Raw genomic sequence first — 15,538 nt, 5'->3', positions numbered from 1 at the left:
GCGTATCGAAATTCAGCGCTTGATGTTGACGAGCTCCTCGAGCACCGAGTCGGACGTGGTGATGACGCGGGCGCTGGCCTGGAAGCCGCGCTGGGCCAGGATCAGGTTGGTGAACTCCTGGGAGAGGTCGACGTTCGACATCTCCAGCGCACCGGCCACGATCTGGCCGTTGGTGCCCTGGTTCGCGACGCCGAGCTGCACGGCGCCGGAGTTGGCCGACTCGCGGAACTCGGTGTCGCCGATCTTCTGCAGGCCCATCGGGTTGGTGAAGTTCGCGACGGCGATCTGGCCGATGTCGCGCTGCACGCCGTCGGAGAAGACGCCGCGGATCTTGCCGTCCGAGGCGATGGAGTACGCCGTGAGCTGCACGCCGGCCGGCAGGCTGCCGTTGATCATGCTCAGGTTCATGTCGACCAGGCCGCCCGTCGCCGTACCGGTGGCGTCGAGCGCGTAGCCCTGGACGGTCTTGCCGTCGGGCGCGACCAGGTTGCCGCTCTGGTCGAAGCTGAACGCGCCGGCCCGGCTGTAGACGTCCTCCTGGCCGTCGCGCAGGACGAAGAACCCGTCGCCCTGCAGCATCAGATCGGTGGAGCGACCGGTGGTCTCCGCCGAGCCCTGGTTGAAGTTGAGGTTGGTCGCGGCGAGCTGGACGCCGAGGCCGATCTGGATCGGGTTGGTCCCGCCCAGCGTCGGGCTGCCGCCGGAGGCGGCGGTGAGCATCTGCGAGAGCGTGTCCGAGAAGACCGTCCCGCTGGACTTGTAGCCGACCGTGTTGGCGTTGGCGATGTTGTTGCCGGTGACGTCGAGCATGGTCTGGTTGGTGCGCAGGCCGCTGATGCCGGCGAAGAGTGAACGCAGCATGGTTGTTTCTCCTTGGGTGGGGCGGGCTCAGACGGCCGTCGAGCTCGAGGGGGTGTCGCCGACCGAGGTCACCGACGTGAGGGGCACCGAGGTGCCGTTGATGGTCAGCGTCGGTCCGGTGGACAGGAACGAGGCTCCGGTGACGGTGCCGGTCTGGGCAGCGCCGTTGTCGTCGGTCCAGTGCACGGTCTGGCCGATCATCGCGCCGGCGCCGAACGCCATCTGCGACTGCACGAGCGCCTTCATCTGGTCGGCGACGCTCGTCATCTTCTCCAGCGCCGTGAACTGCGCGGTCTGGGAGAGGAACTGGCTGGAGTCCGTGGGGTTCATCGGATCCTGGTACTTCATCTGCGCGACCATCAGCTGCAGGAAGGTGTTCTCGTCACCCAGGTTGCTGGTGTTGGTCGTGGCCGAGGCGTCGGCGGGGGTCGAGAACGGCCCGGTGACGCCCGCGAGCGGCGAGCTCGTGAGGGGGGAGACGGTCATGGGTGCTCCTGGGGTCAGAGGGTCTGGTCGAGGCGTCCGGCGGCGGTACGCCGGACGGGGGCCGGCGAGGCTCGGTCGTCGGTCTCGTGCGGGGTGCTGGGGAGGGTGCGCTGCTCGTGGCGCGGCTGGCCGGGCTGGCTGGACTGGCCGTGGCTCGACAGGTCCTGGTTCGACAGGTTCTGGTTCGACAGGTTCTGGTTCGACAGGCCCGACATGCCGGGCTGGGCGGAGAAGCCGGTGCCCTGGCCCTGCACGGTGATCCGGGTGTCCGTGGCGCCGGTGCGTTCCAGCAGCCGCTGCAGCTCCGGGGTGCTCGTCGACAGCGCCTGCTGCACGTGCTGGTCGCCGGCGTCGAGGCTCACCCGGACGCTGCCCGCGCGGACCACCATGCTCACCCGCACCTCCCCGAGGTGGGCGGGGTTGAGGATGATCGTGATCCGGTGGCTGCCCGGGCTGGTCGCCAGCTTCGTCACCTCGGGGAACACCTGCTGGGTCACGACCGTGGTGGTGTTGTCCCCGCTCGTGGTGGTGACCGTGCCGGTCGTGGTGACCGCGCTGGTGGCCGCGAGCACCGGCGCGACCGGGGCGGTGCCGGATGGCGGGGCGGGTGCAGGCGACGGGGCTGCTGCGACCGCGAATCCATCGTCGGGGCCCATCGAAACGCCGGTTTCGGTGGACCGCGACGGGCGGTTCGCCTTGGGCGGGGCCGGGGAGGCACTGGAGGGCACGGACGGCGCGGGAGTGGCCGGCCGGGTCGCCTCGGGGGCGACGGCAGCGGTCATGGCTGCCGCGACCGCCGGAGCGGGCGTCGGGGTCGGGGCCGGGGCCGGAGCGGTCGCCGACGGGGCAGCCGTGCTCGCTTGCTTGCCGGCAGGCAAGTACTTACCTGCCGGCAAGCAAGTGGCGTCGGACCAGGTCGGCGAGGAGGCGGGAGAGCCCGCCGTGGGCGCCGACACCGAGCCGTCGGCAGCGGACGGGACCGCCGCTGCGACCGGCGCACCCGCTGCACCCGGCGCACCCGGCGCACCCGGCGCACCCGGCGCACCCGGCGCGACGGGTGCCACGGGGATTGCCGGCGTCACGCCCGGAACCCCCGCGAGCAGCGCCGCCAGCGCGGCCGCGAAGCCCTGCGGAGCACCGGAGTCGGCGGTCGCGTCGCCCTGCGGCTGCGCGCTCGTCGTACCGCCGCTGCCCACTCCGGCGGCGTTCCCCGGGCCCACGAGCGAGGCCAGGTCGAGCAGTCCGGCGACGCCGCCGGCGGGCACCGCGCTGGGGGTGCTGGGCGTGATCGTCATGCGGCCACCCCGTTCTGCAGCATCGCCATGATGTCCTTCACGTAGCTCTGGGTCTCCCGGTACGGCGGGACGCCGTCGTACCTCTGCACCGCGCCGGCGCCGGCGTTGTAGCCCGCCAGCGCCAGGTCGACGCGGCCGTCGAACTTGGTCAGCAGCGAACTGAGCAGCCGCGCACCGCCGTCGATGGCCTGCGCCGGGTCGAAGGAGTTCGTCACGCCGAGGCCGCGGGCGGTGCCCGGCATCAGCTGCATCAGGCCCTGCGCCCCCACCGGCGAGACCGCACGGGCGTTGAAGCCGGACTCCTGCTTGGCGACCGCGGCGATCAGCTCGGCCGGGACCCCGGTCCGCGCGGAGGCGGCGTTCATCAGGTCGGCGTACGGGATCGTGGACGGCACCCGGGCCGAGATGCCCGACACCGACGATGCGACCGGCGACGAGGACGCCGCGTCGGGCGCGACCGAGCCGAGGATGCGGCGAATATGGGTGGGCGTCTCGTAGACGTCGCTGATCCGGCACTCCGAGCCGGTGTGCGGCTCCTCGATCATCTTGCCGTCGCCGAGGTAGATGCCCACGTGGTGCACCGGCGAGCCGAACGCCAGGATGTCGCCCGGCTGGGCCTGGGCGAGGCTCGCCACCGCGGTGCCCTGGGTCGCCTGCTCGGAGGAGACGCGGGGGAGCGAGTAGCCGAGGTCGCCGTACACGCGCTGCACGAACGCCGAGCAGTCCATGCCCTTGAGCGGGTCGGTGCCGCCCCAGACGTAGGGGACACCGAGGTACTTCTTCGCGTCGGCCACGACGTCCGCACCGCTGATCGTGCCGCCCGCCGCCACCCGCGCGGCACCGGCCACGCCGGTGTCGGTCGTGCTCGTGGCGCCGGTCGCGGCCAGCGTCGCGGCGAAGTCGGTCGACGCGGGCGCGGAGAGCTGGTCCAGCTGGCCCTGGATCTGCGCGATCCGGGCGGTCACCTGCTCGATGCTCATGCGATGTCGTCCTTGTGCAGCCGCTGCCAACGCTGGGCAGCGAGGTCGTCCAGCTCGGCGGCGGTACGCCGGTCCGCGGCTGCGCGACGACGCTGCGCGCGCCGCTCCAGCAGGTGCTCGACCGCGGCCAGCCGGGCCTTGTCGGTGGTCCACCGGCTGCGCGCGTCGGCGCTCAGGGTGGTCGCCGTCGAGGCATTGACGGCGGTGGTCGTGATGAGCTCGCCGAGCATCCCGAGCGCTGCCCGCAGGCTGATCAGCTCGCCCGGGGTGGCGGTGGCGGGGAGCTCGGCGGTGGCCAGGCGCGTCCGGTAGCCGGCGAGCCGGCCGGTGATCGCGCGCTCCTCGGCGAGGGCGTGCTGGAGGCCGATCCTGCTGTCCTGCTCGCGCACGCCGCGGACGAGCTCGACGGCCTTGAGCCCCCGGTCGTGGCGCGCGCTCATGCCGCCACCAGCTCGTGCAGCCGCTGCCAGGTCTCGGCGGTCGGCGTCGCGTCGTCCATCGCCTGGGTCAGGAACTCCTCGATCCGCGGCAGGCGGGCGATGGCGGCGTCGGCGTACGGGTCCGCGCCGGCGACGTACGCACCGATGTCCAGCAGCTCCTTGACCGAGCGGTGCGCGGCGAGCATCCGGCGCAGCAGCCGCGCGTCGTGCTGCTGCTCCTTCGTGGTGACCGCGGTGGTGACCCGGGAGATCGACTCGAGGACGTCGATGGCGGGGAAGTGCCCCGACGTCGCGAGCTCGCGGGACAGCACGACGTGGCCGTCCAGGATCGAGCGGGCGGTGTCGCCGATCGGGTCCTGCAGGTCGTCGCCCTCGACCAGGACCGTGTAGAGGCCGGTGATCGAGCCGGAGACCGACGTACCGGCGCGCTCCAGCAGCCGCGGCATCAGGCCGAAGACGCTCGGCGGGTAGCCCCGGGTCGCGGGCGGCTCGCCGGCGGACAGGCCGATCTCGCGCTGGGCCATGGAGATCCGGGTGAGCGAGTCGAGCATGAGCACGACGTCGCGGCCGGAGTCGCGGAACCACTCGGCGATCCGGGTCGCGGTGAAGCCGGCGCGCATCCGCTCGACGGCGGGCGCGTCGGAGGTGGCGACCACGACGACCGAGCGCGCCATGCCCTCCGGACCGAGGTCGCCCTCGATGAACTCGCGGACCTCACGGCCACGCTCGCCCACCAGCGCGATCACGTTGACCTGCGCGTCGGTGCCGCGCGCGATCATCGACAGCAGCGACGACTTGCCGACGCCGGAGCCGGCCATGATGCCGATCCGCTGGCCGCGGCCGCAGGGCACGAGCGCGTCGAGCGCCCGAACCCCCAACCCGAGAGGTACGTCGATCCGGGGCCGGTCGAGCGGCGCGGGGGCGTCGTTGTCGACGCTCACGGTCTGCAGGCCCGCGAGCGCGGAGAGCGCGGGGCCGCCGTCGATCGGCCGGCCCAGCCCGTCGAGCACCCGGCCGCGGAGCGCCTCGCCGACCTGGATCCGCAGGGGACCGCCGGTGCTCTCGACCAGGTCGCCGACGCGGACGCCGGCGGTGAGACCGAGCGGCAGGCAGATGGCCGCGGTGGGTCGTACGGCGACGACCTCCGCGAGAAGGGGGCCCGTCGCTGGTTGAGTAGCCCGAGCCGCTAGGCGAGGGCGTATCGAAACCAGATCCCCGACGGCCACCCGCAAACCCCGCACCTCCAGGTGCAGGCCGACGAGCTCGGTGACGGTCCCCAGCCGCAGCGGGGCGACGGCGTCGTGCGCGCGCTCGATGACAGACGAGGTGAGCAGGCTCATCGCAGGACCTCCCGCACCCGCGCGAGCGCGTCGCCGATCCGGAGGTCCGTGACCGCACCGTCGGCCTCGACCAGCGCATCGGCGCGACCCAGGGCGGCGTCGGCCACGACCCGGACCCCGCGGCCCACCAGGTCCCGCACGACGGCGTCGCCGACGACCGACGGGTGCAGCGACACGGTCGCCAGCGGTCCGTCCGGCAGCACCGCGAGCACCCGGCGGACCGTGTCGACCGCGTCGGCGGAGCGGACCTCGTGGCCCACCAGCTCCTCGGTCAGCGCCCACGCGAGCTCGGTGGCCTGCGCCTCGATCGTTCCGGCCAGGTCGCCGAGCAGCCCCCGCACCTGCTCGGCGGCCTCCGCGAGAGCGGCCAGGGCGGCGGCGTGCTCCTGACGGCGTACGACGTCCTCGGCGGCACGTGCCGCGTCCACCCGGTCCTGCACGGCGCGCGCCTCGGCGGCGGCCGCGCGTCGACCCTCGGCCCAGCCCACGGCGTACCCCTGGGCCTGCGCGGCCTCCCGGGTCTGCTCGGCGAGGCCGGCGAGCAGGGTCTCGGTGGCGGCGTCGCCGAGCACGGCGGCACCGCCGCGCCGGGTCCACTCGCCGTGCCGCAGCTCCGGCATCTCCAGGTGGCGCACGGCGGTCGCCTCAGACGATGAATTCATCGTCGTTCCCGCGCCGGACCATGATCTGCCCCTGCTCCTCGAGCTGGCGGATCGTGCGGATGATGCTCTGCTGGGCCTCCTCGACCTGCGCGAGCCGGACGGCGCCGAGCATCTCGACCTCGTCGAGCAGGTTCTCGGCCGCGCGCTCGGAGAGGTTCGAGGTGATCTTGGAGCGGACCGTGTCGCTGACGCCCTTGAGGGCGAGCGCGAGCTCGGCGGTGTCGACCTGGCGCAGCACCTGCTGCACCGAGCGGTCGTCGAGGTTGACGATGTCCTCGAACATGAACATCCGGCTCTTGACCTCCTCGGCCAGCGCCGGGTCCAGGCCCTCGAGGCCCTCGACGATCTGCCGCTCGGTGGGCCGGTCGGAGCGGTTGATGATGTTGACGAGCGGGTCCACACCACCGACCCGCGAGACCTCGGCCGGCTGCAGCATCGAGGAGAGCTTGCGCTCCAGGATGCCCTCGACGGTCCGCACGATCTCGGGCGAGGTGCGGTCCATGACGGCGATCCGGTGGGCGACCACGGCCTGCTGGTGCGCGGGCAGCCCGCTCAGCAGCAGCGAGGCCTTGTCGGCGGCCATGTGCGCGAGGACCAGCGCGATGACCTGCGGGTGCTCGTCGGCGATGAAGCCGCGCAGCTGCGCGGGGTCCGCACGGTGCAGGAACTGGAACGGCATCTGCACCGCGGCCGCGTGCAGCCGCTCCATGATCTCCTTGGCCCGCTCCGGGCCGAGGGACTGCTCGAGGAGCTGCTGCGCGAAACCGAACCCGCCCTGGTTGATGTGGGCGTGCGCGGTGATCATGTCGTGGAACTCGTGGAGCACCGACTCGGTCTCGTTCGCGGACACCGCGTTGAGGCGCGCGATCTCGCCGGAGATCGCCTCGACCTCGGTGTCCGACAGGTGCGCCATGACCTGCGCGGCGCGCTCCTTGCCGAGCTGGATGAGCAGCACGGCCGCCTTGCGCACGCCGAGCGTGGCGAGTGCGGACGGGGTGGGCATGAGGGTCATCGGGGCTCCACCAGCCAGCCGCGCAGCAGGGCCGCGACGTCGTCGGGCTGCTTCTCCACCAGCGCCAGCAGCTCCTCTCGGATCCGGTCGTCCTCGGGGTCGACCGGGGGCAGCTCCAGGGCCGGGACCGGCGGCTGGGCCTCGATGGCGACCCGCTCGGCCTGACCGGCGCGGACCTGCTCGATGAGGTACTCGGTCGCCTCCTCGCGGGCCTTCGCCCGCCGCCGGGCCTGCAGCCAGGCCAGGATCAGCATGATCGCGACCAGCCCGGCCAGGCCGGCGTTGCGGTAGAGCGCGGTCTGCGAGGCCTTGTGCTTCGCGGCCGCGGCGGCGGCGAGCTCGGCGGCGGCCTGCTGGGCGGCGGTCTGGTCGAACGGCAGCGAGGAGACGTCGATCGTGTCGCCGCGCTTGGTGTTGATGCCGACGCCGGACGCGACGAGCTGCTTGATGACGGCCGGCTGGATCGCCGCCGCGGTGGTCGCGTTGAGGACGACGCTCACGTGCAGGTCCTTGAGCGACCCGGGCGCGTTCACCCGGTGCTCGATGGTCTCGGGGACCGCGTTGTCCTGGGTGTTCGTGTCGTTCTGGTACGCCGAGTTGCCGCCGTTCGCCGACGCGGTCGGGTTCATCTGGCCGTTCGACCCCACCACACCGTTGGCCGTGCCGGGCACGCCGACACCGGTGTAGTGCTCCTTGGTCCACGACTGCGACAGCGGCAGGGTGCCCTTCGGGGGCACGAGGTACCGCCGGGTCACCTGGCTGGCCTGGTCGAAGTCGAGGTCCGGGGTGACCGTGATGGTCGAGTTGCCGGGGCCGACGATCTTGTCGAGCATGCCCTGGATCTGGGACTTCACGTTGCCCGCGAAGGCGGCGACGCCGGCGGCCTGGTTCGACGCGCTCGTCGTACCGCTGCCGTCGTCCTGCAGGGTGAGGACCTGGCCGGAGGAGTCCGACACCGTGACGTTCTTCGGGTCGAGACCGGAGATGCTGGACGCGACGAGGTGCACGATCGCCTGCACCTGGTCCGGGGTGAGCGTGGTGCCGGGGTCGGTCGCGACGAGGACCGACGCGGTGGTCGGGTCCTGCTGGTCGCTGAAGACCTGCCTCTCGGGGATCGCCAGGTGCACGATCGCGGTGCTGACGCCGTCGATCGCCTCGACCGTGTTCGCGAGCTCGCCCTCCATCGCACGCTTGTAGTCGGTCTGCTGGGTGAACTCCGAGGTCGACAGGCCCTCGCTGTCGAGGATCGAATAGCCGGTGTCGGAGCTGGACGGCAGGCCCTTGCCCGACAGCGTGATCCGGCTGGAGTAGACGTCGGACTGCGGCACCATGATCGTCGTGCCGCCGCCGGTGAGCTGGTATGGGACACCCTCGGACTGCAGCTCGTCGACGACCGCGCTCGCGTCCTGGCCGGAGAGGTTGGAGTAGAGCGGTGCGTACGTCGGGGTCGAGGCCCACCGGAACACCAGGAAGGCGGCCAGCAGCAGGGCGGCCGTGCCGATCACGACGACGGCCTTCTGGCCGGCGGTGAAGCCGAGGAAGGTGTCCTTGCCGCGGGTGAGGTACCGGGTCGCCCGGTCGCGCATCGTGTCCATCGGTCAGCCCTCAGACCTGCATCTGCAGGATCTTGTTGAACGCGTCGAGCGCCTGGTTGCGCACCGACACGGTCAGCTGCGTCGCGACCTGCGCCTCGCTGGCGGCGATCGTGTAGTCGTGGATGTTGCTCAGGTCGCCGGTCGCGGCCTGCACCGCGAGGTGGTCGGCCCTGTTGGTCAGGCCCTCGAGCCGGTCCAGGCCGTCCATGACCAGGTTGCCGAACTCGGCGCCGTTCGCGCTCGATGTAGCGCTGGTGCCGCTGACGCCGTCGGGGCCGGTCAGCCCCTGGACGCCCCCCATGCCGGAGAGGTCGGCGGGGGCCAGGTTCGCGCCGGCGACGGAGTCCAGGGACGGGAAGGAGATCGGGCTCACGCTCATCGTCACTTCTGTCCGATCTGGAGGGCCGCGGAGTAGGTGTCCTGGGCGGTCTTGGTGACCTGGACGGAGGCCTGGTAGCCGCGCTGCGCCATCACCAGCTCGCCCATCTGCTCGGCGAGGTCGATGTCGGGGGCGCGCACGTATCCCTGCGCGTCGGCGAGCGGGTTGCCGGGCTGGCTGACCACCAGGCCGGTCGCGTCGCCGGGCACGAACCCCGCGACGTCGACCCCGCCCTGGGAGTCGGCGGCGAACTCGACGTACGTCGCCTGGAACGCCGGGCCGCTCGTGGGCTTGATCGTGTTGACGTTCGCGATGTTGTCGGCGACCGCGTCGAGCCAGGTCTGGTGGGCGCCGAGCGCGGTGTTCGCGATGGAGAGGGTGTCGAAGGCGCCCATCACATGGCCGCCACGGTGCGCAGGAGGTCGGCCCGGTTCGAGAAGGCCTGGCCGACGATCTGGTACTGGTACTGGGTCTGGATGGCCGCCATCTCCTCCTTGCGGAGGTCGACGTTGTTGCCGTTGGCACCGACCGGGGTGTCCGTGGGGCTCACCGTGGCGGTGATGTCGCCGTCCGCCCCACCACGGTCGATCGCCGCCTTCAGGGCCGTCTCGAAGTCGACGCTGCGGGCCCGGAAGTCCGGGGTGTCGACGTTCGCGATGTCGTCGGAGATGACGTTCTGGCGCTCGGCCAGGCCGTTGATGGCCGTGTGCAGCACGAAGCTGACGGCATCGGACGTACCGAAGGACACGGGCTTGCCCCTTGTTCGACCTGCCGTGAGGCAGGTGGTGCGGTGCCGGTCCGTCGGCGATTGCGAGCCTGTCCCTGGCTCGCGGGGATGTTCGGCCCCGCCGATGCCCGGTTGACCTTCTCGGGACGATGGTCCTGCCGCTTCTGCCCGACCGGTTCGCCGAGACCCGGGTTTGTCACCCGCCAACCCCGGGCTTGTCACCGGCGAGACCCGGGCCTGTCACCCGCGAAACCCGGCCTTGTGACATCCGAAAACCCGGGTCTGGGCTGCGACGAACCCGGGACTCGGGTGCGACGAACCCGGGTCTCGGCTCAGACCAGGATGACCGAGAGCAGCCCGGACCCGTAGCCGGCCACGTCCACCGCGAGGTCCGCGCGACGACCCAGGGTCAGCGCGTGGAGGCGGACCTGCGGGGCGAGCGGCGGGCCGGCTGGGTGCAGGTCGTGCAGCCGCAGGTGGTCGGCACCGGGCACGTTGAACACCGACGCCGCGATGTTGAGCACCTCGTAGAGGTTGTCGCGCAGGTTGTCGTCGAGCTTGCCGTCCGCGACCGCGTCCGCCGCGGCACCCGGAGGCACGAGACCCAGCGCCGCACCGGCGTACGCCGAGAAGGGCAGGTCGCACACGATGGCGGCCGAGATGCGGAGGCTGTCGTCGACGTACACCGCGACGGAGGCGGGGGTGTCCGGGCCGGGCGCGTAGGGACCGGCCGGGCTGAGGGTGACTTCGCGGTCGAGCAGGTCGGTGAGGAGGTCACGCAGCTGCTTGGGCTGCGGCAGGTGGATGGGCACGACGTACCCCTCAGAGGACCGAGCGGAGCGCGTCGTCGAACGCCTCCGGGGTGAACGGCTTCGCGATGAGGAAGGCCGCGCCGGCCGACGCCGCGCGGGTCCGCATCTCGTCGGAGCCCTCCGAGGTCACGAAGCCGAAGGGCACCTGGGAGCCGCTCGCCCGCAGGGCGGAGAGGCAGTCGATGCCGTTCATCTCGGGCATGTTCCAGTCGGACAGGACCAGGTCGGGCGCCTCGGTGGCCACCATGGCCAGCGCCTCGCGGCCGTTCTCGGCCTCGACGATCTCGTGGCCGCCGTGGCCGGCCTGGCGGAGCGTGCGGATGACGATCTGGCGCATGACGCGGGAGTCGTCGGCGATGAGGATCTTCATGGTGGTTCCCATCCGTGGGTTGGTGCGTTCCTGTGGAGCTGGTGGAGCGGGTGGCTCAGTGGTGTGGCACGTGGACCGAGAAGCGCAGTGGCTGGTCGCGCCAGCACGCGTCGAGGCGGACGGCCTCCGCGAGCTCGGAGGAGTGGGCCGCGCGGCCGGCGGCCACCATCGGCAGCGACAGCACGCTCGGGCCCGGCATCAGGCTCTTCACGTTGCCGCCGATCATGTTGACGAGCTCGCCCACCGCGTCGGCGACGTCGGCGTCGGCGGCGTCCTCGTCCGCCGGCAGCGCGAGCATCCGGACGGTGAGGGCGGCCGCGACGTCCGCGGAGAGCTCGACCGTGACGGTGCCCTGCCAGCCGCCGCTGACGAACACGGCGGCCGACCAGGTGCCCGGTGCGTCGAACGGAGTGCCCGGCGGCACGAGTCGACTCACGAGCAGCTCGTCCTCGCCGAGCAGCGCCTGCCAGACCTCCTCCGCGATCCAGAGCAGGTCGTCGGCGGCGGGGGCGTCGTAGGTGACCTCCTGCGCGGTCATGCCGCACCTCCCGAGGTGAGGCCGAGCAGCTCCAGCTTCTCGGCGATGGCGTCGGGCGTGAACGGCTTGATGACGTACTCGTGGGCGCCCGCCGCGAGCGCACGCACGATGTTCGACTGCTCGCTCTCGGTGGTCACCATCATCAGCGTGATGTTGCGCCAGTCCGGGTTCTCCCGGACCTTCGTGATGAAGGTGTAGCCGTCCATCACCGGCATGTTCCAGTCGATCAGGCACACGTCCGGCACGACCCCCGCCTCCAGCTGGTCGAGCGCCTCGCGGCCGTTGCCGGCCTCGGACGCCTCGAAGTCGAGGCCGGTCACGACGCGGCGCAGGATGCTCCGCATCGCCCGGGAGTCGTCGATGATCATCGCGCGCATGGTCAGGCTCCTGTGGCGGTCAGTCGGGCCCCGAGAGTGGGGAGTGCGGTTCGGTCGGCGGCGACGCCGTCGGCACGTTGGTGGGTCTGCACCCGGCCGAACTGCTCGCGACGCCAGGCCGCGGCGAGATCAGGCGGGAAGTCGAGCGTCGTCTCCGACGAGCCGAGCATCAGGTAGCCGTGCGGCGCCACCATCGGCAGCATCCGCCGCACGATGTCGTGCTTCGTGGCGGGCTCGAAGTAGATGAGGACGTTGCGCAGCAGGACGAGGTCGAAGGAACCGAGGCCGACGTACGGCGCCGCCAGGTTCATCTGCCGGGGGTGCACCCGGTCGCGGAGCCGGTCCAGGACCTGCCACTCGCGGCCCTCGCGGGTGAACCAGCTGATCAGCCGGGTGGCCGGCAGGCCGCGGTTGACCTCGACCTGGCTGTAGCGGCCGGCCTTGACCCGCTCCACCATCTCGGTGGAGATGTCGGTCGCGAGGATCTCGTAGTCCCAGCCCTCCGGCAGCCGCTCCTCGCACAGCATGGCGATGGAGTAGGCCTCCTGGCCGCTGGAGCAGGCGGCGCTCCAGATCCGGATGGTGCGGCTGGGCAGGGTCGCCGTCGCCGACTGGGCCGTCCTGGCCGCGAGGATCGCGGGCAGCAGGTCGTCGGTGAAGACCTGGTACGGCGAGTTGTCGCGGAACCAGCTGGTCTCGTTGATCGTGAGCGCGTCGACGGCCTTGCGGCGCTCGACCGGGTCGATGGGGAGCCGGCGTACGTAGTCGTCGATGCTCAGGCCCAGCGCGGTCGCCAGCGGCGTGAGTCGCGCCTGGACCAGGTACTCCTTGCCCTCGTCGTACACCATCGAGGTCTCGCGCCGGACGAGAGCGGCGACCTGGGCGAAGGTGTCGTTGGGGCTCACGCGGGTTCCATCGGCGCGGTGCTCAGGGATGTGAGCGGTCGGCCGATGAGCGCTGTGTGGATCCCATCCGAGTGGTCGTCGTGGACGACTCCGCGCTGGTACGCCGGCTCGTCACGACCGCTCTGCGCGCCGCCCCCGACATCGAGGTGGTGGGGGTGGCGGAGGACGGGGTGGCAGCCATCGAGGTCGTCGACCGACTGCGCCCCGATGTCGTCACGCTCGACATCGAGATGCCGCGGCTGGACGGCCTCGGCGCGCTGAGCGAGATCCGCGACCGGCACCCGCGGCTCCCCGTCATCATGTTCTCCACGCTGACCGAGCGGGGTGCGACCGCGACGCTGGACGCGCTGTCCCGCGGCGCCTCCGACTACGTCACCAAGCCGTCCAACACCGGCCAGATCGCCGACGGCATCGCTGCCGTCCGCGACCAGCTGGTGCCCCGGATCCGGGCGCTCGCTCGGATGCGCCAGCTGGCTCCGGCGCCCGCCGCGGCCCGCCGTCGTCCGCCGGCCTTCAGCGGTCCTCCCGTGCGGGCGCTCGTCATCGGCTGCTCCACCGGTGGGCCGGACGCGCTCGCCAAGCTGCTCCCCGAGCTGCCCGCCGACCTGGGCGTCCCGGTCCTGGTGGTGCAGCACATGCCGCCTGTCTTCACCACGATGCTGGCGCAGCGCCTGGACAAGGCCTCGGCGCTCTCCGTGCGCGAGGCCGCCGACGGCGACCTGGTGGCGCCCGGCTCCGTGCTCCTGGCGCCCGGCGACTTCCACCTGCAGGTGAGCTCGTTCGGGGGAGTCGTGCGCGCCGCCCTCGACCAGGGCCCGCAGGAGAACTTCTGCCGCCCCGCCGTCGACGTGCTCTTCCGCTCGGCGGTCTCGGTGTGGGGCGGCGGCGTCCTCGCCGTCGTCCTCACCGGCATGGGCCAGGACGGCATGGTGGGCGCCGGGCTCGTCGCCGCCGCCGGTGGCCGGACCCTCGTCCAGGACGCCTCCACCTCCGTGGTCTGGGGGATGCCGGGCGCCGTCGCCAATGCGGGGTACGCCGCCGGGGTGCTGCCCCTCGCCGAGCTCCCCGCCGCCATCGTCTCGGCGGTGCGGCCGGGGGTCGCGGTCTGACGTCGACTCGGCCCTCCGGGACTGTCCAGTCGGCCCTCTGGGACTGTCGAGTCGGCCCTCGCGGCTGGTCGTTGGCGGCCGCATCGTAGCCCGTCGTGCCCCGGCGTCAAGGGTGCCTTCGGCATCGCTGCGCGACGCCTGCGGCGCCCTTGACCCCGGGTCCCTCACGACGGGCTTGGACGGCGCGGAGTCGGCACGGGCTTCGCCCGCGCCGCCGCTGCGCGGCCGCCACAAAACATGCCCTGACCTGCGAAGATACTCGTGGAAACGCTCGATAATCTGTTCGATCACTGGTATCATCGAGGTAGTTGATCAGCTGTATCTCGGGAGTCTCGATGACCGTGGAACAGGTGCTCTGCCACCCGATCCTTGCCTGCGCCCGAGATCTCGAGAAGGCGCTGAACTCGGTCGCGGAGATGCCGGCCGACTACCTGCGCACCCGCGACAAGGAAGAAGCTTTGCTGACCCTGGCGCGGGTCAAGGCCGAGACCGCCGAGCTCGAGCTGCGGCTGCTCGCAGCAGCTGGTGATGTGGCCGAGGAGCACGCGGCCCGCGACGCCGGCACCTGGTACGCCCACGCCACCCACATCACCGCGACCACCGCCCGTGCCGACCTCCACCTCGCCCGCGACCTCCAGGCCCATCCCCTGACCGCTGCTGCGCTGCGGGCTGGGGACGTGAACGTTCCTCAGGCGCGGGTGATCATCCGCTCGATCGACAAGCTGTCCGACCAGGTCGACGCCATGACGAAGGCGAGGGCGGAGAAGCACCTCATCAAGCTCGCCCAGACCTACGACCCCCGCGACCTGCGGGTCCTCGGAACCAAGATCCTCGAAGTCGTCGCCCCCGACATCGCCGAGGCCGAGCTCGGCAAGGCACTGGAACGTGAGGAACAAGCCGCCCGCGACAAGTGCAGCGTGAAGCTGCAACGCCGTGGCGACGGGACCACGAAGATCGCCGCCCTGGTCCCCGACTCGATCGCCGAGCGGCTCGCCACCTACCTCGATGCCGAGGACTCACCCCGCGTGACGAAGTCCAGGTCCCGTGGTGAGGCGTTCTGCCGACTGCTGGAGGTCCTCGACCCGAGCCGGCTGCCCGACCACGGTGGTGACGCCACGGCCGTGATCGTGACCGTCTCCTACGAGGCCCTGGTCAATGACCTCGGGTCCGCGATGCTGGGGAGCACGGTCGTCTCCGCCAGCGAGGCGCGGCGGCTGGCGTGCACCGCGAAGATCATCCCCGCCGTCCTCGGCGGGACGAGCGAGGTCCTCGACCTGGGGCGGGGTCGACGTCGCTATGCACCCCATCAGCGCAAGGCCATGTGTCTGCGGGACAAACGCTGCCGCGCCGACGGGTGCACGATTCCGGCGGCGTGGACGGAGGCGCACCATCTGAAGCCCTGGTCCCAGGGAGGCAAGACCGACCTCGCCGACGGGGTCCTGCTCTGCTCCCACCATCACCATCGGGCCCACGACCAGCGCTACACGATGACGAAGCTGGCCTCGGGCGACTTCCGGTTCCACCGCAGGACGTGAGGGTCGGACGCCTACGGGCTAGGGCGTGTCTGCTTATTGCTGTAGCCAGATGACGATGGCGCGGAGCACGACACCGCCGCGGTAGTTGGCGGCGAGCTTGTCGTAGCGGGTCGCG

The 15,538-nt window shown here is 71.8% G+C and carries 19 protein-coding genes; 2 read left to right on the top strand and 17 right to left on the bottom strand.

The features are described from left to right. Positions 1–12: 12 nt before the first annotated feature. From ACYVAQ_RS12115 to ACYVAQ_RS12035, 17 genes are all read right to left on the bottom strand, one after another. Entirely contained in the window at positions 13–861 is an 849-nt protein-coding gene (locus ACYVAQ_RS12115; RefSeq protein ID WP_460789787.1) for a flagellar hook-basal body complex protein, read from the bottom strand. A 27-nt stretch (positions 862–888) separates the two neighbouring features. Next, positions 889–1,347 (bottom strand): flagellar hook capping FlgD N-terminal domain-containing protein, encoded by a 459-nt coding sequence (locus ACYVAQ_RS12110; protein WP_460789785.1) that lies wholly within the window; start codon positions 1,345–1,347, stop codon positions 889–891. A gap of 14 nt (positions 1,348–1,361) precedes the next feature. Next, complete coding sequence (locus tag ACYVAQ_RS12105) at positions 1,362–2,642, bottom strand: flagellar hook-length control protein FliK (RefSeq protein WP_460789783.1); 1,281 nt, start codon at positions 2,640–2,642, stop codon at positions 1,362–1,364. Further along, positions 2,639–3,622, bottom strand: coding sequence for a transglycosylase SLT domain-containing protein (locus ACYVAQ_RS12100; RefSeq protein ID WP_460789781.1), 984 nt, complete (start codon positions 3,620–3,622; stop codon positions 2,639–2,641). Before ACYVAQ_RS12100 ends, ACYVAQ_RS12105 begins: the two co-directional genes overlap by 4 nt. Next, positions 3,619–4,062: a flagellar FliJ family protein gene (locus ACYVAQ_RS12095; RefSeq protein ID WP_460789779.1), complete on the bottom strand. Its 444-nt coding sequence runs from the start codon at positions 4,060–4,062 to the stop codon at positions 3,619–3,621. The genes ACYVAQ_RS12100 and ACYVAQ_RS12095 overlap by 4 nt, the downstream gene beginning before the upstream one ends. After that, positions 4,059–5,402 carry a FliI/YscN family ATPase gene (locus tag ACYVAQ_RS12090; protein ID WP_460789776.1) on the bottom strand — a complete coding sequence of 448 codons (1,344 nt, stop codon included), beginning with the start codon at positions 5,400–5,402 and terminating at the stop codon, positions 4,059–4,061. The genes ACYVAQ_RS12095 and ACYVAQ_RS12090 overlap by 4 nt, the downstream gene beginning before the upstream one ends. Further along, a complete protein-coding gene (locus ACYVAQ_RS12085) occupies positions 5,399–6,064 on the bottom strand; it encodes a FliH/SctL family protein (RefSeq protein ID WP_460789774.1) in 666 nt (221 codons plus the stop codon). Before ACYVAQ_RS12085 ends, ACYVAQ_RS12090 begins: the two co-directional genes overlap by 4 nt. Continuing rightward, positions 6,048–7,076 (bottom strand): flagellar motor switch protein FliG, encoded by a 1,029-nt coding sequence (gene fliG / locus ACYVAQ_RS12080; protein ID WP_460789772.1) that lies wholly within the window; start codon positions 7,074–7,076, stop codon positions 6,048–6,050. The genes ACYVAQ_RS12085 and fliG overlap by 17 nt, the downstream gene beginning before the upstream one ends. Next, the gene (gene fliF / locus ACYVAQ_RS12075; protein WP_460789770.1) at positions 7,073–8,671 is read right to left on the bottom strand and encodes a flagellar basal-body MS-ring/collar protein FliF; all 1,599 of its coding nucleotides are present in this window, start codon (positions 8,669–8,671) and stop codon (positions 7,073–7,075) included. The genes fliG and fliF overlap by 4 nt, the downstream gene beginning before the upstream one ends. A gap of 10 nt (positions 8,672–8,681) precedes the next feature. After that, on the bottom strand, positions 8,682–9,050 hold the full coding sequence (locus tag ACYVAQ_RS12070) for a flagellar hook-basal body complex protein FliE (RefSeq protein ID WP_460789768.1): 369 nt from the start codon (positions 9,048–9,050) through the stop codon (positions 8,682–8,684). A gap of 2 nt (positions 9,051–9,052) precedes the next feature. After that, positions 9,053–9,445 (bottom strand): flagellar basal body rod protein FlgC, encoded by a 393-nt coding sequence (locus ACYVAQ_RS12065; RefSeq protein WP_460789766.1) that lies wholly within the window; start codon positions 9,443–9,445, stop codon positions 9,053–9,055. Further along, entirely contained in the window at positions 9,445–9,798 is a 354-nt protein-coding gene (locus ACYVAQ_RS12060) for a flagellar basal body rod protein FlgB (protein WP_460789764.1), read from the bottom strand. Before ACYVAQ_RS12060 ends, ACYVAQ_RS12065 begins: the two co-directional genes overlap by 1 nt. A gap of 311 nt (positions 9,799–10,109) precedes the next feature. Continuing rightward, positions 10,110–10,589, bottom strand: a complete 480-nt coding sequence (locus ACYVAQ_RS12055; RefSeq protein ID WP_460789762.1) for a hypothetical protein — start codon at positions 10,587–10,589, stop codon at positions 10,110–10,112. 10 nt (positions 10,590–10,599) lie between these two features. After that, positions 10,600–10,959: a response regulator gene (locus ACYVAQ_RS12050; protein ID WP_460789760.1), complete on the bottom strand. Its 360-nt coding sequence runs from the start codon at positions 10,957–10,959 to the stop codon at positions 10,600–10,602. A gap of 55 nt (positions 10,960–11,014) precedes the next feature. Next, on the bottom strand, positions 11,015–11,497 hold the full coding sequence (locus ACYVAQ_RS12045; protein WP_460789758.1) for a chemotaxis protein CheX: 483 nt from the start codon (positions 11,495–11,497) through the stop codon (positions 11,015–11,017). After that, the gene (locus ACYVAQ_RS12040) at positions 11,494–11,874 is read right to left on the bottom strand and encodes a response regulator (protein ID WP_460789756.1); all 381 of its coding nucleotides are present in this window, start codon (positions 11,872–11,874) and stop codon (positions 11,494–11,496) included. Before ACYVAQ_RS12040 ends, ACYVAQ_RS12045 begins: the two co-directional genes overlap by 4 nt. 2 nt (positions 11,875–11,876) lie before the next feature. Then, entirely contained in the window at positions 11,877–12,779 is a 903-nt protein-coding gene (locus ACYVAQ_RS12035; RefSeq protein ID WP_460789754.1) for a CheR family methyltransferase, read from the bottom strand. Between the two features lie 56 nt (positions 12,780–12,835). On the opposite strand from ACYVAQ_RS12035, the gene ACYVAQ_RS12030 reads away from it, so the two are divergent. Together ACYVAQ_RS12030 and ACYVAQ_RS12025 are read left to right on the top strand one after the other, a co-directional pair. Further along, on the top strand, positions 12,836–13,888 hold the full coding sequence (locus ACYVAQ_RS12030; protein ID WP_460789752.1) for a protein-glutamate methylesterase/protein-glutamine glutaminase: 1,053 nt from the start codon (positions 12,836–12,838) through the stop codon (positions 13,886–13,888). A gap of 335 nt (positions 13,889–14,223) precedes the next feature. Then, positions 14,224–15,423, top strand: a complete 1,200-nt coding sequence (locus ACYVAQ_RS12025; protein WP_460789750.1) for an HNH endonuclease signature motif containing protein — start codon at positions 14,224–14,226, stop codon at positions 15,421–15,423. Positions 15,424–15,538 lie beyond the last annotated feature (115 nt).

It is taken from the genome of Nocardioides maradonensis, assembly GCF_054777115.1.
The sequence above is the reverse complement of the archived record's forward strand: the minus strand, read 5'-3'. Positions and strand labels throughout refer to the sequence as shown.